The organism is Sphingobium sp. IP1, from assembly GCF_002708645.1.
GTDB classification, from domain to species: domain Bacteria; phylum Pseudomonadota; class Alphaproteobacteria; order Sphingomonadales; family Sphingomonadaceae; genus Sphingobium; species Sphingobium yanoikuyae.
Window position 1 is genome coordinate 1 of the sequence record NZ_NOIW01000091.1, and the last position, 21458, is coordinate 21458.

Genomic DNA, 21458 nt, shown 5'->3' on the forward strand with positions numbered 1-21458 from the left:
GGGGCGTCACTCCGGTCGGGCTACGCCCTCCCTCCTTGACGCCCCATATCGGCAGTTCGATCACGAAACCGGCAGACGATCCACTTATCCCATGCCGATCCCTGTTCAGACCAACCCGGCCACCTCTCACTTCGCTCGCCTTCACCAGCGTGCTGCTGCGCGAGGAAATCGCCATCAGCATGGACGGTCGGGGCGCTTGGCGCGACAATGTGGTGGTCGAACGCCTGTGGCGCTCGGTGAAATATGAGGAGGTTTACCTCCACGCCTACGCCGCAGTCAGCGAAGCCCGGGCATCGATCGGTCGTTATCTGAACTTTTACAACGCGAAGAGGCCGCATTCGAGCCTCGGCGCCAGGACCCCGGACCAGACATATTTTGACAATCTGCCGGTGGCGATGGCAGCATGAAATTGGCCGCCGATATGGGGCGTCACTCCGGTCGGGCTACGCCCTCCCTCCTTGACGCCCCATATCGGCAGTTCGATCACGAAACCGGCAGACGATCCACTTATCCCATGCCGATCCCTGTTCAGACCAACCCGGCCACCTCTGATCTTCGCTGCGCTAACAGCGGTTGCCGGGCGGGCAATCCACACGATCGCACGAATGGCAACGATTAGGCAGAGCACGACTGCGCCGCCGATGCTGTGACTATTGGGGACGTCGCCATATGTGGCGAATGCCAAGAATGCGGCATTCACTGTCATAAGCGCATACATTAGCGGAATCTGCGTTCGCAGACTGGCAAACTGCTCCAGCAGAACAGCTTCCGAACTTTGGGCGATCTGTCTGAAAGGATTGATTATCATGGTTCCGCCACGGTGATGGGCAATATGAATAATTGGGACGAGCGGCGGACACGATTGCGGCAATGAGCCAAGGAAAAATCGCTTGGATCGTTTACGCTTCGTCGGTCTCGGCGATTGAGATCGCCAGCATAATTTTTCTTCATCCCAACTGCCTAAAGTCATGGCGGCGGGAATAGTGCGCCATCTGCATTGAAAATTGCGTTAAGATTTGAGCCCGAAAGAACGCCTGTTGGCTAGCGTACTCGCCCGTCCAACATTCACTTTATAAACCAACCCAAGGCGGCCGTTTTCTAACGGCCAAAGCCTAGCGCCGCCTGCCAGGCCTCGCCTTGTCGGAAAACACACGGTAGGCGGCGGCTATCGTCTGTTTGTGGTTAATAAGCTTTCCGTCAGGCCGAATCTACAATTTACTCCATATGTTTAGCTTAGGCGCACGCCAATTAGCAGTCATGCGTTGGTATGCTAAATCATACCTCTGGCTTGTTGCGACAGTTCGGCAAACCGCCCTTTAGTTGCTTAGCAATCCACATGCCATCTGTCGTTTTCGACAGAGAAAGAGCGGACAGAGCATTGTAGGTTCCGCCCCCTAGCGCACGATCACCGAAGCAAACCGTCATCCGGCCATCTTTCGCTGACAACACATTAAAAGACATTTCCCAGCGATGCGAATCTAACTCCAAATATGCGCCGCTCGCGGTCTTTTTAATTACGATGAATCCATATTCGGAGAAGGTTTTCTTTTCTGCCACGCGCCGAGGCCCAATAGAATTGGGGAAACTCGTCAGATCGAGTCTATCTATGACGCTTTCAACAGGGCTAGGATCAACAGCGCTAATTGCAGAAGTAGAAGGCACTAACAGAGTCGCACTCACTAACATTTTGATCGTATTCATGGTGCTGACTCTCGCCGAATTTACGATGGACTGCATCCTAAGCGATTGTCATGTCCGTCTTCAAGCGAAACCCATAACTTGTGACGGGCTACCCCTGATCGATGGCTGACCGGTAGCTTGTCGCTCTATCGAAAATCACATGTTTTCCGACAGGGTAGCATCGCAACCAGGCTACGCCTCGACAACCATGGTTGATTTTGCACGACAAACCCTGTCGCTTTGATCTAGTGCGCGACAACATCAATTTCAGGGTTTGTCGCACATGCTCATCGGGTACATGCGTGTCTCATCGGTCGATGACCGTCAGTCGGTTGACCTTCAACGCGATGCCCTCCTCGCCGCAGGTGTCGATGAGCGCCATCTCTATTCCGACAAGGCATCGGGCGCCCGGGATGATCGTCCCGGCCTGAAGGCTTGTGACCTGCCCCCCGAAGGATCCCTCATTCTGATGTAGAGTCTGCCCACGAGAAGGAGCAGACGCATGAGGAAGAGCCGTTTTACCGAGGCGCAGATCATCGGGATGATCAAGGAACAGGAGGCCGGACTTCCGACGGTGGAGGTTTGCCGCAAGCACGGCCTGAGCACGGCGACCTTTTACAAGCTTAAGGCGAAGTACGGTGGCATGGAGGTATCGGACGCCCACCGGTTGCGGCAGTTGGAGGACGAAAACGGCAAGCTGAAGCGGCTCCTGGCCGACAGCATGCTGGACAACGCGATCCTGAAGGACCTGCTGGGAAAAGGCTGACGACGCCGGGCCAGCGGCGCGACGTGGCGCTCGGCGTGATGCGGGACTACCAGGTCTCACAGCGTCGGGCCTGCGTGCTGATTGGCGTCGATCCCAAGACGGTCAGGCGCGAACGCCCGCCGGACCACGGAGCGATCCGCGAAGCCATGCGGGAGATCGCTGGGCAGCGCCGTCGGTTCGGCTATCGCCGGATCGGCGTCATGCTGGAGCGCAAGGGCATGAGCATGAACCACAAGAAGCTCTACCGGCTATATCGGGAAGAAGGCTTGTCTATACGCCGACGACGCGGCCGCAAGCGCGCCCGAGGCAGCCGGACGCCGGTGCCGGGAGCACTTCGTCCTGGTGACCGCTGGTCGATGGACTTTGTCGCCGATACGTTTGGTGCGTCGCGCAAGTTCAGGATTCTGGCGATCAACGATGATTGCTGCTGGGAGAACCTGTGCTTGGCCGCGGACACCAGCATCTCGGGAGCTCGGGTGGCGCGCGAACTGGATGCGCTGGTTCGCCTGCACGGGAAACCTGCTTGCATTGTCAGTGACAATGGCACTGAATTTACGAGCCGGGCGATCCTGCAATGGGCCAGCCAGAACAAGGTCGAGTGGCATTACATCGATCCCGGTAAGCCCCAGCAGAACGGCTTCATCGAGAGCTTCAACGGCTCATTGCGCGATGAGCTGCTCAACGAGGAGCTGTTCGACAGCTTGGCTGACGCCCGCCGGAAGCTGGCCATCTGGCGCTACGACTACAACCATGTTCGCCCCCACTCATCGTTGGGAAATCGAACGCCTGCACAAGCGCGTCGGACGTTCGTGCAGGACGATAGCATCACGCCCGGCGCGCTTGTGCAGGCGAGCATACCGGAATATTCAACCGCAAGACTCTCGTTATGATCGAGGGACCGCCGGGGGGCAGGTCACTTGCCTCGAATTCCTGAAGGCCGGCGACACCTTGGTCGTTTGGAAACTCGACCGTCTCGGGCGATCATTGACCAATCTTCTGGCGATCATAACCGATCTGAAAAATCGAGGTGTGGCCTTCCGATCGCTAACGGAGCAGATGGACACAAGCACGCCCCATGGTGAATTGCTGTTTTCGCTCTTCGGCGCGCTCGCCCAATATGAACGCGCGCTCACGCGTGAGCGGGTGATGGCAGGCTTGGTCGCAGCTCGACGACGGGGCCGGCGCGGGGGCCGGCCGCCCAGCATTGACGCGGAAACGATCGAGCAGATCACGGCAGCCCTCGATGCCGGCGCAAGCAAGGCGTCGGTGTGCCGATCATTGCCGCGATCGACCCTCATCGGCACGCTCGATCGCATTGGCTGGACGGGACCGGTCAAGGCCTGACCCGATGCCCCGCCGCTCTGTTCTGACCGAGGCGCAACACGCCGAGTTGTTCGCCTTGCCGGAGAGCGAGCCAGATCTGGTGCGATACTGGACGCTCAGTTCCGCAGATCTGCGCGTCTTCACGAGCCGGAGGCGTCCCCACAACCGCCTCGGTTTTGCGCTGCAGCTCTGCGCCTTGCGATATCCTGGCCGATTGCTGAAACCCGGCGAATTCATCCCTGATGCTCCTCTCAGGTTCGTCGGGGATCAGCTCGGCGTCGAGCCGGACGCGCTTGCCGATTATGCCACGCGTGGTCCCACCCGGTATGAGCAACTCGATACGCTGCGCGAGGTATTCGGTTTCCGGCAATTGAGCCGTCCGATCCATGCAGAACTGCAGGCTTGGCTCTTGCCGATCGCACTGACCATGACCGGTGGAATCGATCTCGCGCGGATCCTGATGGAAGAATTCCGCCGCCGGCAGATAATCGTGCCCGGTATCACGTCCCTGAAACGCATGGTGAGCAAAGCTCTGTTAGATGCCGAGCGGAACGTGGGCAACCTGCTGACGGGAAGTCTGACTTCAGTGCAATGCGGCCTGCTGGACTCGCTGCTGCTGCAGCACAATGCAGGCCGCATCAGCATTCTTGCCTGGATCCGCCAACCACCCGGTAGACCGGGACGACGTGCCTTCGCGGAAATTCTCGAGCGATTGTCCACATTGCGGGCAATCGGCTTGGAGCCTGTCCTGCTCATCGCCTGGTTGATGCCGATCGTGACGCTGGGCCTGGCGCTGCTGCTCCTCGGGATCGTCATCGCGCTGGGCCGCACCGCCTGGCCACGCTGGTTCGCAGCGCTGGCCAATCCCGTCTCGCTGGTCGCGATCGGCATGCTGATCGCGCGCATCCTGCCCGAGCCGGCGCACACCTGGCTTGACGGCGCCGCGTTCAACCTCGGCTGGCTCGTTGTCTATGCCGTCTCGACGGCGCTGCTCTGGAATGGTGGCCGTTCGCCGGTCGCATCACGGGACGAAGCAGCATGACCGAAGCTGCGACAGCGACAGGCGACGAACAAGTGGGGGAGGAAGCATCAGGCGCTTTCAGCATGAAGCCACTGATGTTCGAGACCTTCGTCTGCTCGATGGCGATGATGTCGTTCGTGGCGCTCGCGGGCCCCATCGCGCGCGCGCTTGGCCTCGAGCCATGGCAGGTCGGCGGGGCGATGACCGCGTCGGGCATCGCCTGGATGATCATGGCGCGGTTCTGGGGCGGCCTTAGCGATCGGCGCGGCGCTCGTCGCTTGACGGCTTGATTGGATCGGGGGCGCCGCGATCAAGCGTTACCGCTCGGTTAGAGAATGGGATGACCAAATTATCGCTGCAACTTTGCCATCGCTTCCACTTCGATGGTTGTAAGCTCGTCGATTGTCAGGTCGAGCGCAGAGCGCTGCGTCTTCAAGTCGACCAACCTTTCCCGGATGCGGGCAATCAATCGCTCCATTTGCTCCTTATGCTCGGGATCGGCATCGTAGAGATCGAGAAACTCCTTGATTTCCTTGATGGAGAAGCCAAGGCGTTTGCCGCGCAAAATCAGCTGTATGCGTCCGATCTCACGCCTGGAATATGCCCGGGTACTGCCTACCCGTTGAGGGGCGATAAGCCCCTCCTTTTCGTAGAAGCGTAGCGTGCGAAGTGTCAGTCCGAGTTCCTGAGCGACATCCTGGATGCCGTACACTTGTAAATCCGCATCCTTTGCGCGGGTTCTCCCCTTGTGCGTGGGGTTGTCGCGATCCGCGTCCTTAAGCGTTTCATCGTCCTCGGCGAGGTGGAGCGAGTTCCCCATGCCATCCACTCCCTGTCCTCCAATCACGGCTACCCTACCACTCAAGCGCATAAGCCTCGTAGCTTGACAGGGGATAGAGGCTCAGGCGAGCTTTTTGTTCTCCTCCTCGATCAAATCCTTCTTCGAAAGTTTGCCGATCAACGTCTTGGGCAGGCTGTCCCGGAATGCGAAGGCCTTGGGCATCTCGATCTTGCTGAGGCGATCCTGCAAAAAGACCTTGAGTTCATCGACGGTCAGGTTCGATCCCTCGTGCAGCGCGATGAACAACTTGGGAGATTGACCTCTGTAGGCGTCAGGAATCGCGATTGCGATCGCCTCCTTTACCGCCGGGTGCTGGTAGGCCGCATCCTCGATGATCCGGGGATATACATTATATCCGCCACAGAAGATGATGTCCTTGATGCGGTCGACGAGGAAGAGATAGCCATCCTCATCAAAATAGCCGATATCGCCGGTTCGTAGCGCGCCATCGACGAAGACAGCACTGGTTTCTGCAGGGCGCTGCCAATAGCCCTTCATCACCTGAGGGCCGCGGGCGCACACTTCTCCGCGTTCTCCCTGGGGAAGAACCCGCGAGGGATTCTCCGGATCTCGGATCTCGATGATGGTGCCGGGGAAACTTGGGCCGCAGCTATTGTCCTTCACCGTCCCAAACAACGGGTTGCAGGCGATGATCGGGGCGGTTTCGGAGAGCCCATATCCTTCCACGACCCTGGCACGCGTGCGTGCCTCGAACTCCTCGCGTACCTCGAGCGGGAGCGGTGCGCCGCCGGATATACAGGCGCGCACGGCCGAGAGATCGGGTATCTCGTCGTCCGGAAGCGCGTTCAGGGCAACATAGATCGTAGGCACGCCGAAGAACTGTGTCGGCGGCTTGCGCTTCATCGTGTTGAGAACCTGCTTCATCTCAAACCGTGGCAGCAGGACGATTTCGGCGCCGATTTCGACTGAGAAGTTGAGCACCGTCGTGAGTGCGAAGACGTGAAACATGGGCAGGACGCCGAGAGTTCTCTCCTGCTGCGGGCGAAGTCCTCCCACATGCACCACCATCTGGGCGCTGTTCGCCGTGAGGTTGGCGTGGGTCAGCATTGCGCCCTTGGGCACGCCGGTTGTGCCTCCGGTATATTGAAGGACCGCGACATCATCAGGGTGACGTTCTACCGCGTCAGGTTCGGCATCATGGGCGAGAAGCGCCTTGAGCCGGACATGAAGGCCTTCGTCGAGTATCCGCGCGTGGTCTTTTCGCTTGAATAGCGCAAAGCCCAGGCCTTGCAGCCAGGGCAGCATATCCCTCATGCCGCACAACACGATCTTGTCCAGCCCGGCACGTGGCGCGACGGCTTGCACTTTCTCGTGGATTATCCGGACGTCCGGTACCGCCATCATGCGCGTTCCCGAGTCCCGGATCTGATGCTCCAGTTCGCGCTCCGTGTAGAGCGGGTTGAAGTTGACCACGATCGCACCCACGCGCAGCGCCGCGAAGTACAATATCGCGAAATAGGGGCAGTTCGGCAGGCACAGGCCGAACCGATCGCCCTTGCGCAGCCCCTGATCCTGCAATCCACGTGCTGCACGGCGAACGAGTTGCCCCACCTGCGCATAAGTCCAGGTTCGCCCGAGAAAGTCGATGGCGACGCGTTCGGGATAAAGGTTCAACGCATTGTCGAGGAGGTCGGTCAGGAGCCGTGGCGGAATTGCCGGTTCCGGTATCGACGGGAAGGCGCTGATGGCGGGCTGGGGCATGGCGATCTCCAGCATCAGAAGTGGAAACGTCCGCCGAGCGACAGCACGACGGCGTGCGCGTCCTCGAGCTTGCCGTCCATCAGGATCGGCGTCTGCACGGCCGTGCCGGCATAGGCCGCTGTCGTGCGATCAATAGTCGTATCCTTGAACGTAATATACGCTGCGCCCGCATCGAGCGTGAACCGGGAAGACACGGCATAGCTTGTGCCGGCAGCGAAATTCCAACGGTTGCTGTCAGGCACTCGAGCGTCCCGATTGCCGTTGCGCGTCGGGGTCTGGGCGTGTTGAACGCCGGCACGAACGGTCCAGGCTGGTGTGACCGCGTAATCGATGCCGCCTGCGAAGCTCCAAGTGTCCCGGTAATTTTCCGGGATTGAAACGTTGAGCGGCGCGCCGAGCCGGATAGCGTCGAATTTCGACCAACCCATGCGGGTCACCTGACCGTTGAGGGTGACCTTGGGCGACACCGCCACGCGCGCTCCGAAGATCGCCTGCCAGGGGGTCTCGAACGTGGCGTTTGCATTCACTACGCTGTTTTGCCCGGCGAGCGGACCAAGAAGACCGGTCGTCGTCACCGAACCGTCGAGATTATGCTTCACGCTCGACTTGTAGCTGGCGCCCAGTTGCATGGGGCCGGCGCGATATTGCAGCCCGGCCGACCAGCCAAGATCCCAACCATTGCCTTTCAGCTCCTGGTGGCCGTCGGCGAGAAGAGGCGATAGGTTCGGCAGATAGTTGGACAATGATGCGTCGGCATATTCGATATTAAGCGCGGCGCCGATGCTGAGATTTGGCGTAACGAGGTAGGCGATCGATGGCTGGATGTCGTATGTTCGCAGCTTGGTCTTGTCGGCGCTATACCGTGCCCAGCTGTCGGCATCATAATTGGTTGTGAAGCTATAAGGGGAGGCGACGGTCAGCCCCAAAGCGAGCCGTGATGTCAGGCCGACGGCTATCGCGCCGGAGGGTAGTACGCCATTATTGATCGGATCACGAGAGCGTTGGCTCCCGCCTACAGCCGCAGCCGACTGCCCGGGACGGACAATGAGCGTGTTGACATTGTCAACCGACCCTTTGGGAAGGATTACGTTTACGGCCTGGTGGGCATCGACTCCTTCCATGCCTGCGATCGCAGCCGGATTCCACCAGAGGGACTGTACGCCCTGGTCGGCGACCTCGCCCGAAAAGGCTCGTCCGGCACCTCTGGACGATTGTTCCTGAAGGTAAAAGGCCTGCGCGCTCGCGGCTTGCGGCGCGAGCAATCCAGCCGCCACGGCCGATGTTGCGATCCCAACTTTCCAATTTTTGCCTGCCACGCCCATCTCCCCTTTCGTGATTGTCAAATTCCTCGTGCTTATCGGAGGCGCGTCCATGTCTGCGTCTTGCACAGGGGCCAGACGATGCAGCCCTTGAGGCGCAAATGATCCCGATCGGCTAACGTGACCGTTGCGCTGTATGTACCGCCATCCTCAGCGTTGTAGATGGAACCACCCGACCAACTGCCCGACTTCCACGTAAAACCCTGCAGAATCTGCAATCCACGAAGCGGACGACCGCGCAACGCAGCGGTCTTGTTCTTTTCGTCACGTAGTTCGGGGTTGGCTTTGATCCCGTCGGAACTGATCAAGGCACCGCAGATCGATTGCCCGCAGCGGGTGATTTCCACGACGCCATGACGGCTCTCGGTTTGCCAGCGACCGACAACGGTGTCGGCGGGCAATGCAGTGCTCGAAGCCAGTAGTGTCAGAATGATCGACATTGTTCCTCTCCGCGCGCCTTCAGGCGACCGTCTGTTTCACGTCTGGAGCCAATATGCGGCAAATCAGCGTCCCATAACCATCTAGATGACGTATAGGTAAGTCAATAGCTCAATGCGTCATCAAAATGCCTATTAGGTTGTGTGCGAATTGGAGGGGTCAGGCGCTGCTGGCCCCGTCGTCAGGGTTCGGGCGTGTTCGTGTGTGACGCCGTCAAGCTATTGATCTGTGCGTGCCTTCAAGAAAGGAAAGATTGCGATAATTGCCCAGTTCCTGAATGCGCTGGATGGAACGCGACACTTCGCCGTCAGCCGCCCCGTTCGCGGCAACGACCAGGCGCCCGTAGCCGCCGGCGTGAATGCGAAAGTCGCTCCAGATCCGGACGCTATCCCCGATGATGCAGGAGACGAGATGGCCCGGATGGAAGTCGGCCCGATCGACAACCGGCTCGGCGTAGCTATCGTTCGCCACAACGACGATGTGGGTTGCGCGGATGACCAGGCCCGGCAGCGTTTCCATCCACTGCAAGGTATCACTGAAGGGGCCGACGTTGGGAGCAGACCAGAACTGCGCGTCCGCGCTGACCGAGGTTGACGTTAGCGTCGTGGTGACCGCTTCACTGTGCCTTTCCCAGGCCAGCCGCCCGTTGGCGGACCACTCCGTTTCCAGGTGGCGCAGGTTGCGATCGAGTCCAGAGGCACATCGCTGCTCCAGGATCAGCCATTCCTTCTCCCGGTCATTCTCATCGACCAGGCGAACCGTCTGAAATGCCATGGCGGGCAATTCGAGTGCAGGAAAACGGCGCAGATGCATTTCGCCGACGATCTGACGCCGGAGGGGATGCTCAGAAAATCGCATGTGTGCGCCTTCGAAAACAGGTGCAGTGGCGCTTGGGGAGAGGCGCAGCCGTCGATAAGACGGGCGCGAGCATCATCGCCGGGATGAGAGTGCGCGGTTTTTCACTGGCGAGCATCCGTACGTTCCTCGGCCAAGACCTCCGATATCAAGCCTCCCGGGAACCGGTGCATGACGATTCCCTCGACGGCGTGAGAAGAGTGCCAAAGATTTTAGTTGACGTAAACGTCATTTCACGCACCATTAGGTAATCAGATGTCCGATTCCCTGGAGAGGCTATCATCGATGCGTAATGTGGTTGTTGCGGGCTATGCCCGGTCCCCCTTTCACCTGGCAGGCAAGGGCGCGCTGGCGCGCGTCCGCCCTGACGATCTGGCCGCTCAGGTCATTCGCGGACTGATTCAGCAGACCGGCGTGAAGGCCGAAGATATCGAGGATATCGTGCTGGGCTGCGCTTTTCCTGAAGGCGAGCAGGGCTTCAACATCGCGCGCCTTATCGGTCTTCTTGCCGACCTGCCGCTCTCTGTCGGCGGCATGACCGTTAATCGCTTCTGCGGATCGTCGATGAGCTCGGTCCACATCGCTGCGGGCCAGATTCAGCTTGGCGCCGGCGAGGCCTTCATCTGCGCGGGCGTGGAGTCGATGAGCCGCGTGCCGATGATGGGGTTCAATCCGCTGCCGAACCCCGAGCTCGCGAAGAAGAGCGCCGCCTATATGGGCATGGGCGACACGGCGGAGAATGTCGCGACCAAATATCAGATCACCCGTGCCCAGCAGGAAGCCTTTGCGGTCGCCAGTCAGGACAAGGCGGCCGCGGCTATCGCGGCCGGCAAGCTCGAGGCCGAGATCGTGCCGATCACGACCAAGGCGGGCGTGGTCGACAAGGATGGCACGCCACGTGCCGGCACGACGACGGAAACCCTCGCCGGGCTGAAGCCGGCCTTCAGCCAGGACGGCACGGTAACGGCGGGAACGTCCTCGCCGCTGACCGATGGCGCAAGCGCAATCCTGGTCACGAGCGAGGATTATGCGCGCGCGCATGGACTGCCGATCCTTGCCCGCATCAAGTCGGTTGCTGTCTCTGGCTGCCAGCCGGAGATCATGGGCATCGGACCGGTCGAGGCCTCGCGCAAGGCGCTGCAGCGGGCGGGGCTCAGTGTGGACCAGCTTGACGTTGTCGAGCTCAACGAAGCCTTTGCGAGCCAGTCACTGGCCTGCATCAGCGACCTGGGGCTTGACCAGTCGAAGGTCAATCTGGACGGCGGCGCCATCGCGATAGGCCACCCTCTGGGGGCGACCGGTGCGCGGATCGTGGGCAAGGCCGCGGCTCTGCTGAAGCGCGAAGGCGGCAGCTATGCGCTTGCCACCCAGTGCATCGGCGGCGGTCAGGGCATCGCCACCGTGCTGGAGGCGGCGGAATGAGCGAGCAGGCCATCAAGCCAGTCGGCGCCCCGCCGGAAACCATCAAAAAGGTCTGCGTGATCGGCGCAGGCGTCATGGGCGCCGGCATCGCAGCGCAGGTCGCCAATGCCGGCGTGCCGGTGCTGCTGCTCGATATCGTGCCCAAGGAGGGCGGCGATCGTGACGCCGTGGCGAAGGGTGCGGTCGCGAAGATGCTGAAGACCGATCCGGCGCCCTTCATGTCGAAGGCTGCGGCGAAGCTCGTTGAAACGGGCAATATCGACGACCATCTCGAGCGGGTGGCCGAATGCGACTGGATCGTCGAGGCGATCGTCGAACGGCTCGACATCAAGCAGGCGCTCTACGCCAAGCTCGAGCAGCTCAAGCGTCCGGGCACGGCGGTATCGTCCAATACCTCGACGATTCCGCTTGGCCATCTGGTCGAGGGGCGGGACGATCAGTTCAAACAGGACTTCCTGATCACCCATTTCTTCAATCCGCCGCGCTACATGCGGCTCATCGAAATCGTGACCGGCCCCGACACTGATACGGCTGTGGCGAGGCGCGTCTCGGATTTCGTCGATCGAAAGCTCGGCAAGCGCATCGTGCCGGCGCGGGACACGCCGGGCTTCATCGCCAATCGCATCGGTACCTACTGGCTGGCCGTCGCGATCAATGCCGCGATGGACCAGGGGCTGACGGTGGAGGAAGCCGACCAGATCGGCGGAAAGCCGATGGGCGTGCCCAAGACCGGCATTTTCGGCCTTGTCGATCTCGTTGGCGTCGACCTCATGCCGCTGCTCACGAAGAGCCTGTCCTCGACGCTGCCGGCAGGTGACGCCTATTTCGACACGGTGAGGCCGATGCCGCTCGTCGACAGGATGATCGCGGAAGGCTTTACCGGGCGGAAGGGCAAGGGCGGTTTCTACGCGTTCGACAAGGCGACGAAGACCAAGAAAGCGCTCGATCTCGCGACCGGCGAATATCGCGTATCGGTGAAGCCGGCTTCCTTGCCGGGCCGGGCCGAGAAGGACCTGGCAGCATTGGTTGCTGCGCCCGGCAAGGTCGGGGCCTATGCCTGGGAAATTCTCGGCAAGGTTCTTTCCTATGCCGCGAGTCTGGTCGGTGAAGCTGCGGACAACATCGTCGGCATCGATGACGCGATGAAGCTCGGCTACAACTGGAAGTTCGGGCCGTTCGAACTGATCGATCGCCTCGGGCCGGGCAAGCTCGCCGAACGGCTGGCCGCCGAGGGGCGGGATGTTCCCGCGATCCTCAAGGTAGCCGGAGATCGGCCTTTCTACCGGGTGCAGGACGGCCGTCGGCAATATCTCGATGCCGCCGGCGACTATCATGATGTCGTGCGGCCCGAGGGCGTGCTGCTGCTGGAAGACATCAAGCTCCATAGCCAGCCGATCCTCAAAAATGGTTCGGCGGCACTCTGGGATGTCGGCGACGGCGTTGCCTGCCTTGAGTTCACCGGCAAGATGAACGCGCTCGACGGCGATGTGATGAAGCTGATCGGTCAGGCGATCCCGGTCGTGCAGGACAAGTTCAAGGCGCTCGTCGTCTATAATGAGGGCAGCAATTTCTCCGCCGGCGCCAATCTCGGTCTTGCTCTGTTCGCACTGAACATCGCGGCATGGGGCGAGATCGAAAAGCTCGTCGCGGGCGGGCAGCAGGCCTACAAGGCGCTCAAATATGCGCTGTTCCCGGTCGTGAGCGCTCCGGCCGGCATGGCATTGGGCGGCGGTTGCGAGATCCTGCTCAACAGTGATGCCGTGCAGGCCCATGCCGAAAGCTATGTGGGTCTGGTCGAGTGCGGCGTGGGTCTGATCCCTGGCTGGGGCGGATGCGGTGAAATGATCGATCGCTGGCGCTCCAGTCCCGGCATGCCCAAGGGGCCGATGCCGGCCGTAGCCAAGGTCTTCGAGACGGTATCGACAGCCACTGTGGCAAAGTCGGCCGCCGAGGCGAAGGAGCATGGCTTCCTGCGTCCCTCGGACGGCATTACGATGAACCGGGACCGTCTGCTGGCGGACGCCAAGGCGAAGGCACTGGAACTGGCCGACGGTTACAAACCGCCTGTGGCTCCGGAATTCCGCTTGCCTGGCGCGGGAGGCAAGTCCGCTCTTTCGATGGCTGTCGAAGGCTTCCAGGCCCGTGGCCTCGCCACATCTTATGATGGTGTCGTATCCGGCGCGCTCGCCGACGTCCTGACGGGCGGCGAGAAGGATCTCATCGACATCGTGACCGAAGAGGATCTGCTGGCGCTCGAGCGCAAGGCCTTCATGCAACTGGTGCGCGACCCGCGGACCCAGGCGCGCGTCGAGCAGATGCTCGTCACCGGCAAGCCGCTGCGTAACTGATTGGCGGCCGGCGGCCGGATGGCCGACCGGTCAGGAGATATAAATATGCAAGTCTATGACGCCCCGTTGCGCGACATGCGCTTCGTGCTCAACGAACTCCATGCCGATGACGGCTTCGGGGATATTCCCGCACTGTCGGAGTTCACACCGGATCTCACCGATGCGATCCTCGAGGAGGCGGCGCGCTTCTGTCGCGACGTCCTGTTGCCGATCAACCGGTCGGGCGACGAGGAGGGGTGTCATCTGGAAAACGGCGTCGTGCGGACGCCGGCGGGGTTCCCCGAAGCCTATAAGCAGTTCGCCGAAGGTGGCTGGACCGCGCTCGCATCCGATCCGGAATGGGGTGGGCAGGGGCTGCCGGAAGCGGTCAACAAGCTGGTCGAGGAGATGATCTGCTCGTCCAACCTCTCCTTCGGCCTCTACCCGGGCCTCACCCATGGTGCCACCACTGCGATCGAGGGCCATGGCAGTGACGCGCTCAAGCAGGCCTACCTGCCCAAGATGGTGAGCGGCCAGTGGTCCGGCACGATGTGCCTGACCGAGCCTCATTGCGGTACCGATCTCGGGCTCCTGCGCAGCCGCGCGGTCCCGCAGGGCGATGGCAGCTACAAGGTCACCGGCTCCAAGATCTTCATCTCCGCCGGTGAGCATGACCTGACCGAGAATATCATCCATCTCGTGCTCGCCCGCCTGCCCGACGCCCCCAAGGGCGTGAAGGGCATCAGCTTGTTTCTCGTCCCCAAATATCTGCCCAGGGAGGACGGTACTCCCGGTCAATCGAACGGCGTCGCCTGCGCCGCGATCGAGCACAAGATGGGTCTCAAGGCGTCGGCGACGTGCCAGATGAACTTCGATGATTCGATCGGCTGGATCGTCGGTGAGCCTGGCAAGGGCATGGCCGCCATGTTCACGATGATGAACACGGAGCGTGTCTCCGTCGGCATCCAGGGCCTGGGTGTGGGCGAGGCGGCGTATCAGGCGGCGGCCTGGTATGCGAAAGATCGTATTCAGGGTCGGGCGCTCTCGGGACCCAAATATCCCGATCAGGCAGCCGATCCGATCATCGTTCACCCCGATGTTCGCCGCATGTTGATGACGATGCGGGCTTATAATGAGGGATGCCGGGCGCTCTCGGCCTGGGTCTCGCGCGCCCTGGACGCGGAAAAACATTCTCCCGAACCCGAAGTGCGCCAGCGTGCGAGTGACTTCATTGCGCTCATGACCCCCGTCGTCAAAGCGCTCTTCACCGACCTTGCGTTCGACAGCGCGAACCTTGCGGTCCAATGCTATGGTGGCCACGGCTACATCCGCGAAAGCGGCGTCGAGCAATATGCCCGCGATGCCCGGATCACCATGATCTATGAGGGGACGAACGGCGTTCAGGCGCTCGATCTCGTCGGCCGCAAGCTCGGCGCCCATATGGGCCGCTATCTGCGCAGCTTCTTCCACCCGGTGTCGGCCTTCATCGAGGAAAACAACGTCGACGGACCGATGAAGCCGATGATCGAGGCGCTCGCCAAGGCGTTCGGGGCGCTGCAGCTTTCGACGGCCACGGTCGCGCAGCGGGCGCTCAAGGATCCCGAAGAGGCGGGCGCGGCGTCGGCGGACTATCTGCGTCTGATGGGCCTGGTGGCCATGGGCTATTGCTTTGCCAAGGCGACCAAGATCGCAGGCTTGCAGCTCTTCTTCGGCAGCGAGGACAAGCGCTTCTACGATGCCAAGATCAAGACGGCGACGTTCTTCTTCGAGCGTATCCTGCCTCAGGCGACCGCCAGCTTCCTGGCGATCAAGGCGGGCAAGAAGTCGCTGATGGCGCTGGAAGACGACGTGTTTTGACGCTTCCGGCAAGCCTCGAAAAGCGGCTGGCCATTCCAGCCATCGTTGCGCCGATGTTCCTTGTGTCGGGACCGGACCTTGTCGTCAGTTGCTGCGAGGCGGGACTGCTTGGTACTTTCCCGGCGCTCAACCAGCGCACCAGTCAAGGTTTCGGTGAATGGCTGGATGAAATCGAGGAGCGGCTGGCTCCCATGCCGGGAGCGGCGCCCTTCGGCGTCAACCTCATCGTCCATAAGAGCAATCCGAGGCTCGACGCCGATCTGGAACTGATCGTTCGGCACCATGTGCCATTGGTCATCACCTCGCTCGGCGCCGTCGCGGATCTTGTCCAGGTGGTTCAGGGCTATGGCGGGCTGGTCTTTCACGACGTGACGAACGTGCGTCATGCGGAAAAGGCGCTCGAAGCTGGCGTCGACGGTCTGATCGCGGTCGCTGCCGGCGCGGGGGGACATGCCGGCACGATGAGCCCGTTCGCACTGGTTGACGAGATACGGCGCTTCTTCCAGGGGCCGCTGGCGCTTTCCGGCGCCATCACGCGCGGCCACCAGATCGCGGCCGCGCAGATGATGGGGGCCGATCTTGCCTATATCGGATCCCACTTCATCGCGTCGGAAGAGAGTCTCGCCTCGCCGGCACAGAAAGACATGGTGATCGGGGCCGGACCAGCGGATATCGTCTATACGGACCGGGTCACCGGCGTCGGGGCCAATTTTCTCCGGCCCTCGCTGGAAGCCGCGACTCTCCCTGAGCCACATGGCGCGCTTTCGGTTTCGGAGGAGGCCAAGGCCTGGAAGACGATCTGGTCGGCAGGCCACGGTGTCGGCGCTACCACTGCCGTCCAACCGGCCCGATCCATCTGTGAGAGACTCATTGCCGAATATCAGGCGGCATTACAATCAGAGTAGGATTGATCCATGAAGGTGCTTGTGCCCGTCAAGCGGGTTATCGATTATAATGTGAAACCGCGCGTGAAGGCGGATGGGACGGGCGTCGATTTGGCGAACGTGAAGATGTCGATGAACCCGTTCGACGAGATCGCCGTCGAAGAGGCTATCCGCCTCAAGGAAAAGGGAGTCGCGACCGAAATCGTGGTGGTGTCGATCGGCGTCGCCAAGGCGCAGGAAACGCTGCGCACCGCGCTCGCCATGGGGGCCGACCGCGCGATCCTCGTCCAGACTGACGATGAGGTCGAGCCGCTCGCCGTCGCCAAGATCCTGAAGGCCATCGCCACCGAGGAGGCTCCGGGCCTGGTGATCCTCGGCAAGCAGGCCATCGACGATGATGCCAATCAGACCGGCCAGATGCTGGCAGCCCTTCTCGGTTGGGGGCAGGGCACATTCGCCAGCAAGGTCGAAGTATCGGGCGAGACTGTCGCGGTGACCCGTGAGGTGGATGGCGGTCTGGAGACCGTAAGCCTCAAACTGCCGGCGATCGTGACGACCGATCTGCGTCTCAACGAACCGCGCTATGCGAGCCTGCCCAATATCATGAAGGCCAAATCCAAGCCGCTGGCGACGAAGACGCCGGCCGATCTCGGTGTTGAGATCGCCTCGCGCCTCAAGACGCTCAAGGTGACCGAACCCCCCAAGCGCTCGGCGGGCATCAAGGTGGCCGACGTCGATGAATTGGTCGCCAGGCTCAAGGAAATGGCGATTTGATAAACTTTCAAACGCGCCGAACTTGCCGAACCTCTCCCATGCAAGTGACGGCGCACCCCGCTTCATCCTGTGCGCACAGAGATGAAGCGGGGGCGGATTTCTCGGAGAATAAGTTATGAATACGCTCGTCTGGGTTGAACATGACAATGCGTCGGTCAAGGATGCGACGCTATCGGCCGTCACCGCCGCTGCCAAACTTGGTGAGGTCCATCTGCTGGTTGCCGGTGCGGGCATCGGCGGCGTGGCCGAGGCTGCTGCGAAGGTCGCGGGTGTCGCCAAAGTCGTAACGTTCGACGATGCGGCGTTCAAACACGCTTTGCCCGAGAATGTCGCGCCGGCCGTCGCGGACCTGATGCGCGGCTATGACGCGTTCGTGGCGCCTTCCACTTCGAATGGCAAGAACATCGCGCCGCGCGTGGCGGCCTTGCTTGATGTGATGCAGGTCAGCGACATCCTGTCGGTGGAAAGCGCTGACACGTTCACGCGTCCCATCTACGCGGGAAATGCGATCGCGACGGTCCAGTCGTCTGATGCAAAGAAGGTTATCACGGTGCGTGGCACAGCCTTCGAGAAGGCGGCCCGCGAGGGTGGCTCGGCCAGTATCGAGGCTGCGACGGGCACGGATGCGGGACTTTCCAGCTTCGTGGGTGCCGAGATCGCCCAGTCCGAGCGCCCGGAACTCACCTCGGCCAAAATCATCGTCTCGGGCGGGCGAGCGCTGGGCTCGGCCGGGCAGTTTCATGGCGTGATCGATCCGCTGGCCGACAAGCTGGGCGCGGGTGTGGGCGCAAGCCGCGCGGCGGTCGATGCTGGCTATGCGCCCAACGATTTTCAGGTCGGCCAGACCGGCAAGATCGTGGCGCCGGAAGTCTATGTCGCCGTCGGCATATCGGGTGCGATTCAGCACCTTGCTGGCATGAAGGATAGCAAGACCATCATCGCGATCAACAAGGATGAGGACGCGCCCATCTTCCAGGTCGCCGATATCGGCCTGGTCGGCGACCTCTTCAAGATCGTTCCTGAACTGACCGAAAAGCTTTGAGGTAAGCGATGACCGGTCTGGAAGAGATCGAACAGTTCATGGCGGCTGGCACCCGGCCGCCCATGATGGACCTGTTCGACATCGATCTGCTTGAGGCGGAGGAGGGGAAGGTCGTCTTTGTCGCGACGCCCACCTCGCAGACCTACAATTTCATGGGCATCGCCCATGGTGGCTATGCCGCGACGCTGCTGGATTCGGCCTGCGGCATCGCGGCGAACTCCGCGGCCCAAGTGCCCATCAACTGCGTCACGCTCGAACTCAAGGTCGCCTATCATGCGCCCTTGACCGACAGGGTCGGGATGGTCCGTGCAATCGGCCAGGTGGTGTCGATGGGCAAGAGGGTGGCGCATACCGAGGCGCGTCTGATCGACATGGCCGGCAAACTCTATGCCTCCGCGACATCGACCTTGCTGCTCGTCGATCGGGCGGCCTGAACAGGAAAGAAGATATGGAAGTCGTTATCCCGCACAGCCTTGGTAAAATCGAAGCGAAGAGCAGGATCGAGGCCGGCCTGCCCAAGCTGGCAGCGCATATCCCGGGAGGCGGTTCGCTCAGTTCCGAGTGGGTATCGGACTACGCACTACACTTGGTCATCGGGGCGATGGGGCAGAATATCCCGGTGCAACTCGACATTGAGGATAGCGAGATTCGCGGCGACGTCAGCGTACCGCTGTTCCTCAAAATGATGTCAGGACAGATTTCGGATTTTGTGAAAACGAGCGCCGAGAAAATGCTCAGCAAGGCATGATGAATTTACTGGCCGCAGGACAATATCGTTGCTCTGCGATGATTGAGTTTACGAGAATCTGCCCTGTTTCCTAGCCGATAGTGTCCGCGCGAGGGCTTTGTGATGGAAGAAATCGCTCCCCGAGTTTTCAGGATCATTAGCCGTCAGCTCGGCGTCTATCCGGATCAGATTGCCCTTGCTTCGTCTTTCTACGATGACATCGGCGTGGATAGTCTCGATGTGCTGGAAGTTGTGATGGCGCTTGAAGACGAATTCGGACTCACTATCCCGGATGAAGCCGCCGGTGAGGTCAAAACAGTAGAGGATGCGGTCAAGCTGGTCGAAGCATGGATAGCCAAGTGAGATAAAACCCACGATCCTCTGAAACCGCAATTCACGACGACAATGAAATCTAGATAGCTCTTTGGTCGCCTGACGTATCACTTCCATGATCAAGGCTACCGTGATCGCGCATAGCCGCCATATGCTTTGCGCCAGAAACGGGATTTCATCTATCGCTTTGCCCACTCGATGACGGAATGGTGTTTCCGAAAAGAATATAGCGAACCATGTTATCTAATGACGAATCGCTGTCTTCTCACATTTGACGAACTGGCTGGTAACGTCGGAGCGGGAAGATGCATGAAAGAGGTAGATCATGCGATACCGTTCATTAGGCCTGGCTACAGTCTTGATTGTCACGAGCACCGCTTGGGCGCAGACGCCGTCGGATAACCAACATGCGCTGATCGGACCGCCCCAACTCCACGCCCTTCCCGTCACCGCTCCGACGCTCGTCGAGGCCTATGGTCCTGATCCTCTGCAGATCGGTGAACTGCGCTTGCCTGCAGGTCCTGGCCCGTTTCCCGTCGTCATGGTCATTCACGGTGGCTGCTGGACCAAAGGCTATGAGACACTGGCAGGCACGGCGCCGTTGGCGAGCGCCTTGACGGACAAGGGCGTGGCGACATGGAATATAGAGTATCGACAGGTTGGTGACACCCGCGGCGGGTGGCCTGGGACCTTCCAGGATTGGGGAGCGGCGCTCGATCACTTGAGGGTGCTGGCACGAACCCAGCCTCTGGACCTGAAGCATGTGGTGACGGTGGGACATTCGGCCGGCGCCCACGCTGCCCTGTGGCTGGCGGCCCGTCCCAGATTGCCTGCCGACAGCGAGGTCCGCGGCGCTGATCCACTGAAGGTTTCCGCCGCGGTCGCCATCGACGGCCCAGGCGACCTGCGAACCCTGTACGGGTTCGACAAGGTTATTTGCGGCCGCCCGATCTTCGTCAACCTGTTCGGGGGCGCTCCTGACGCACAGGCGGGCCGCTACCGTCAGGCAAATCCGATCGAATGGCTGCCTCTGGCCGTGCCTCAATTCATGGTCGCTTCCGTCGTGCTGGAGCCTTCAGCCGCGCAAGCCTATGCAGCAGCCGCACAGTCGGCCGGCGATAAGGCGACGGTGATCACCCTGGAGAATGCGGGCCACTTCAACATGCTTTCGCCTGCGGACCCCACCTGGGCGCCGGTAGAGGCCGCGATCCTCGCGGCGGCGAAAGCAGAGCAATAGTCGAGGCAGCCTCCGGTTTATCCCCATCTCGGTGATCTCTATCTGATGAAGCCCTGCAGAGGTCCGCTTCGAACACCTCCCCCTGGGTTGCGCCAAGGTCGCGTCGGCCGGGGCGAGAGGGTTGCACTTGGGGTGCCCCTGACGATCTCGTTCCATTGAGGCGTCAGTCAGGCTTGAGAGGCTGAAGGTCCGGCGCGGAAATCTTCGTGAAGCGCCACCAGGCCAGGCCTCCGTAGACCAGAATGAGGATGGCGAGGTTGAGCACCTCCCGCGTCTGCTCGGCAAGGCTCGCGCCCATCTGATTGAGCCCGACCATGAGATGAATGCCCGCGGTGGTTGGCAGGAGGCGCGCGAGGAGCGCCAGCCAGGCCGGCGTCGCCTCCGCCGGCCAGGAGAGACCCGCGAGGAAGAAGATGGCGAGCGACGTGCCCATCCACAGTTGCAGGGGTCGTTCCCGTGTCCGGAAGAGGCTGGCCAGCGCAAGCGCCGCCGCCACAGTCGCGCCCACGAACAAACTGCCGCCCACGATCAAGGCGCCAGGAGAGCCGGCGGCGCGGGGATAGTCCTGAAACCAGAACACAAAACCCGCATAATAGGCCACGTCGGCCCAGCCGATCACGAAGAAGGCCAGGGCAATTCCGATAAGGGTGCGCGAGGGCAGACGAAAGCGTCCCAGTGTCTCGCGCAGGGTGGCGGCGAGCATCGTCAGGCCCATCAGCAGGGTCTGGTGAATGATGAGGAAGCCGACCCCGGGGAACACCGTGCTGCCATAGCCTTCGCGCGTGTTGAACAGCGGGCGCTGAACGAGCGACAGGGCAGGGCGGGCGGGGGCGCCCTGCGCCATGGCCTGATCGCTCGCCGCCCCGCCGGCGCCCGTGGGGCGCGGCGGG

The 21458-nt window shown here is 61.2% G+C and carries 20 protein-coding genes and 3 pseudogenes; 16 read left to right on the forward strand and 7 right to left on the reverse strand.

Annotated features, from left to right (window positions below):
* On the forward strand, window positions 1-407 hold a 407-nt coding region (locus CG471_RS31480), incomplete at its 5' end, for an integrase core domain-containing protein (protein ID WP_257211660.1).
* 868 nt (window positions 408-1275) lie between these two features.
* Here the strand turns inward: CG471_RS31480 and CG471_RS30315 are convergent.
* A complete protein-coding gene (locus CG471_RS30315) occupies window positions 1276-1701 on the reverse strand; it encodes a pesticin immunity protein (protein ID WP_163000228.1) in 426 nt (141 codons plus the stop codon).
* Between the two features lie 262 nt (window positions 1702-1963).
* On the opposite strand from CG471_RS30315, the pseudogene CG471_RS22935 reads away from it, so the two are divergent.
* From CG471_RS22935 to CG471_RS22955, 5 genes and pseudogenes are all read left to right on the forward strand, one after another.
* Window positions 1964-2119, forward strand: a pseudogene (locus CG471_RS22935) (recombinase family protein); the annotation flags it as partial.
* Between the two features lie 63 nt (window positions 2120-2182).
* Window positions 2183-3336, forward strand: a protein-coding gene (locus tag CG471_RS31485) for an IS3 family transposase (RefSeq protein ID WP_234831533.1) whose coding sequence is annotated in 2 segments (ribosomal slippage) — window positions 2183-2441 and window positions 2441-3336 — 1155 coding nt in all. Because the reading frame shifts where the segments join, the coding sequence is not laid out codon by codon here.
* Between the two features lie 16 nt (window positions 3337-3352).
* Window positions 3353-3790, forward strand: a pseudogene (locus CG471_RS31010) (recombinase family protein); the annotation flags it as partial.
* Window positions 3791-3794: 4 nt separating this feature from the next.
* Window positions 3795-4526, forward strand: a pseudogene (locus tag CG471_RS22950) (DUF4158 domain-containing protein); the annotation flags it as partial.
* 281 nt (window positions 4527-4807) lie between these two features.
* Entirely contained in the window at window positions 4808-5080 is a 273-nt protein-coding gene (locus CG471_RS22955) for a hypothetical protein (protein ID WP_099233881.1), read from the forward strand.
* A gap of 59 nt (window positions 5081-5139) precedes the next feature.
* Here the strand turns inward: CG471_RS22955 and CG471_RS22960 are convergent, their stop codons facing one another.
* From CG471_RS22960 to CG471_RS22980, 5 genes are all read right to left on the reverse strand, one after another.
* Window positions 5140-5610, reverse strand: coding sequence for a MerR family DNA-binding transcriptional regulator (locus CG471_RS22960; RefSeq protein ID WP_017503287.1), 471 nt, complete (start codon window positions 5608-5610; stop codon window positions 5140-5142).
* 81 nt (window positions 5611-5691) lie between these two features.
* Window positions 5692-7368, reverse strand: coding sequence for a long-chain fatty acid--CoA ligase (locus CG471_RS22965; protein ID WP_017503286.1), 1677 nt, complete (start codon window positions 7366-7368; stop codon window positions 5692-5694).
* Window positions 7368-8675: an OmpP1/FadL family transporter gene (locus tag CG471_RS22970; protein WP_099233882.1), complete on the reverse strand. Its 1308-nt coding sequence runs from the start codon at window positions 8673-8675 to the stop codon at window positions 7368-7370. The genes CG471_RS22965 and CG471_RS22970 overlap by 1 nt, the downstream gene beginning before the upstream one ends.
* Before the next feature lie 32 nt (window positions 8676-8707).
* Window positions 8708-9112, reverse strand: coding sequence for a DUF2147 domain-containing protein (locus CG471_RS22975; protein ID WP_026109759.1), 405 nt, complete (start codon window positions 9110-9112; stop codon window positions 8708-8710).
* Window positions 9113-9323: 211 nt separating this feature from the next.
* The gene (locus CG471_RS22980) at window positions 9324-9968 is read right to left on the reverse strand and encodes a DUF3422 family protein (RefSeq protein ID WP_099233883.1); all 645 of its coding nucleotides are present in this window, start codon (window positions 9966-9968) and stop codon (window positions 9324-9326) included.
* A 282-nt stretch (window positions 9969-10250) separates the two neighbouring features.
* Here CG471_RS22980 and CG471_RS22990 point away from each other — a divergent pair, with 282 nt between their 5' ends.
* From CG471_RS22990 to CG471_RS23035, 10 genes are all read left to right on the forward strand, one after another.
* The gene (locus CG471_RS22990; RefSeq protein ID WP_004206969.1) at window positions 10251-11387 is read left to right on the forward strand and encodes a thiolase family protein; all 1137 of its coding nucleotides are present in this window, start codon (window positions 10251-10253) and stop codon (window positions 11385-11387) included.
* The gene (locus CG471_RS22995; protein ID WP_004206971.1) at window positions 11384-13735 is read left to right on the forward strand and encodes a 3-hydroxyacyl-CoA dehydrogenase/enoyl-CoA hydratase family protein; all 2352 of its coding nucleotides are present in this window, start codon (window positions 11384-11386) and stop codon (window positions 13733-13735) included. Before CG471_RS22990 ends, CG471_RS22995 begins: the two co-directional genes overlap by 4 nt.
* A 45-nt stretch (window positions 13736-13780) precedes the next feature.
* Entirely contained in the window at window positions 13781-15571 is a 1791-nt protein-coding gene (locus CG471_RS23000) for an acyl-CoA dehydrogenase C-terminal domain-containing protein (protein ID WP_017503705.1), read from the forward strand.
* Window positions 15568-16476: a nitronate monooxygenase family protein gene (locus tag CG471_RS23005; RefSeq protein WP_164523917.1), complete on the forward strand. Its 909-nt coding sequence runs from the start codon at window positions 15568-15570 to the stop codon at window positions 16474-16476. Before CG471_RS23000 ends, CG471_RS23005 begins: the two co-directional genes overlap by 4 nt.
* Window positions 16477-16485: 9 nt before the next feature.
* The gene (locus tag CG471_RS23010; protein ID WP_004206977.1) at window positions 16486-17229 is read left to right on the forward strand and encodes an electron transfer flavoprotein subunit beta/FixA family protein; all 744 of its coding nucleotides are present in this window, start codon (window positions 16486-16488) and stop codon (window positions 17227-17229) included.
* Window positions 17230-17344: 115 nt separating this feature from the next.
* On the forward strand, window positions 17345-18271 hold the full coding sequence (locus tag CG471_RS23015; protein WP_004206978.1) for an electron transfer flavoprotein subunit alpha/FixB family protein: 927 nt from the start codon (window positions 17345-17347) through the stop codon (window positions 18269-18271).
* Between the two features lie 8 nt (window positions 18272-18279).
* Window positions 18280-18705: a PaaI family thioesterase gene (locus CG471_RS23020; RefSeq protein ID WP_004206979.1), complete on the forward strand. Its 426-nt coding sequence runs from the start codon at window positions 18280-18282 to the stop codon at window positions 18703-18705.
* Window positions 18706-18719: 14 nt separating this feature from the next.
* Window positions 18720-19019: a polyhydroxyalkanoic acid system family protein gene (locus CG471_RS23025; protein ID WP_004206980.1), complete on the forward strand. Its 300-nt coding sequence runs from the start codon at window positions 18720-18722 to the stop codon at window positions 19017-19019.
* A 102-nt stretch (window positions 19020-19121) separates the two neighbouring features.
* The gene (acpP, locus tag CG471_RS23030) at window positions 19122-19361 is read left to right on the forward strand and encodes an acyl carrier protein (RefSeq protein ID WP_004206981.1); all 240 of its coding nucleotides are present in this window, start codon (window positions 19122-19124) and stop codon (window positions 19359-19361) included.
* 295 nt (window positions 19362-19656) lie between these two features.
* Complete coding sequence (locus CG471_RS23035) at window positions 19657-20568, forward strand: S9 family peptidase (RefSeq protein ID WP_099233884.1); 912 nt, start codon at window positions 19657-19659, stop codon at window positions 20566-20568.
* A gap of 163 nt (window positions 20569-20731) precedes the next feature.
* Here CG471_RS23035 and CG471_RS23040 read toward each other — a convergent pair.
* Window positions 20732-21458: ABC transporter permease (locus CG471_RS23040; RefSeq protein WP_143560263.1), on the reverse strand; the 727-nt coding region annotated here is incomplete at its 5' end.

Coding starts and splice junctions, on each gene's coding strand:
- CG471_RS30315 (WP_163000228.1), bottom strand. CDS start 1,701: ATGAATACGATCAAAATGTTAGTGAGTGCGACTCTGTTAGTGCCTTCT.
- CG471_RS22955 (WP_099233881.1), top strand. CDS start 4,808: ATGACCGAAGCTGCGACAGCGACAGGCGACGAACAAGTGGGGGAGGAA.
- CG471_RS22960 (WP_017503287.1), bottom strand. CDS start 5,610: ATGGGGAACTCGCTCCACCTCGCCGAGGACGATGAAACGCTTAAGGAC.
- CG471_RS22965 (WP_017503286.1), bottom strand. CDS start 7,368: ATGCTGGAGATCGCCATGCCCCAGCCCGCCATCAGCGCCTTCCCGTCG.
- CG471_RS22970 (WP_099233882.1), bottom strand. CDS start 8,675: ATGGGCGTGGCAGGCAAAAATTGGAAAGTTGGGATCGCAACATCGGCC.
- CG471_RS22975 (WP_026109759.1), bottom strand. CDS start 9,112: ATGTCGATCATTCTGACACTACTGGCTTCGAGCACTGCATTGCCCGCC.
- CG471_RS22980 (WP_099233883.1), bottom strand. CDS start 9,968: ATGCGATTTTCTGAGCATCCCCTCCGGCGTCAGATCGTCGGCGAAATG.
- CG471_RS22990 (WP_004206969.1), top strand. CDS start 10,251: ATGCGTAATGTGGTTGTTGCGGGCTATGCCCGGTCCCCCTTTCACCTG.
- CG471_RS22995 (WP_004206971.1), top strand. CDS start 11,384: ATGAGCGAGCAGGCCATCAAGCCAGTCGGCGCCCCGCCGGAAACCATC.
- CG471_RS23000 (WP_017503705.1), top strand. CDS start 13,781: ATGCAAGTCTATGACGCCCCGTTGCGCGACATGCGCTTCGTGCTCAAC.
- CG471_RS23010 (WP_004206977.1), top strand. CDS start 16,486: ATGAAGGTGCTTGTGCCCGTCAAGCGGGTTATCGATTATAATGTGAAA.
- CG471_RS23015 (WP_004206978.1), top strand. CDS start 17,345: ATGAATACGCTCGTCTGGGTTGAACATGACAATGCGTCGGTCAAGGAT.
- CG471_RS23020 (WP_004206979.1), top strand. CDS start 18,280: ATGACCGGTCTGGAAGAGATCGAACAGTTCATGGCGGCTGGCACCCGG.
- CG471_RS23025 (WP_004206980.1), top strand. CDS start 18,720: ATGGAAGTCGTTATCCCGCACAGCCTTGGTAAAATCGAAGCGAAGAGC.
- acpP (WP_004206981.1), top strand. CDS start 19,122: ATGGAAGAAATCGCTCCCCGAGTTTTCAGGATCATTAGCCGTCAGCTC.
- CG471_RS23035 (WP_099233884.1), top strand. CDS start 19,657: ATGCGATACCGTTCATTAGGCCTGGCTACAGTCTTGATTGTCACGAGC.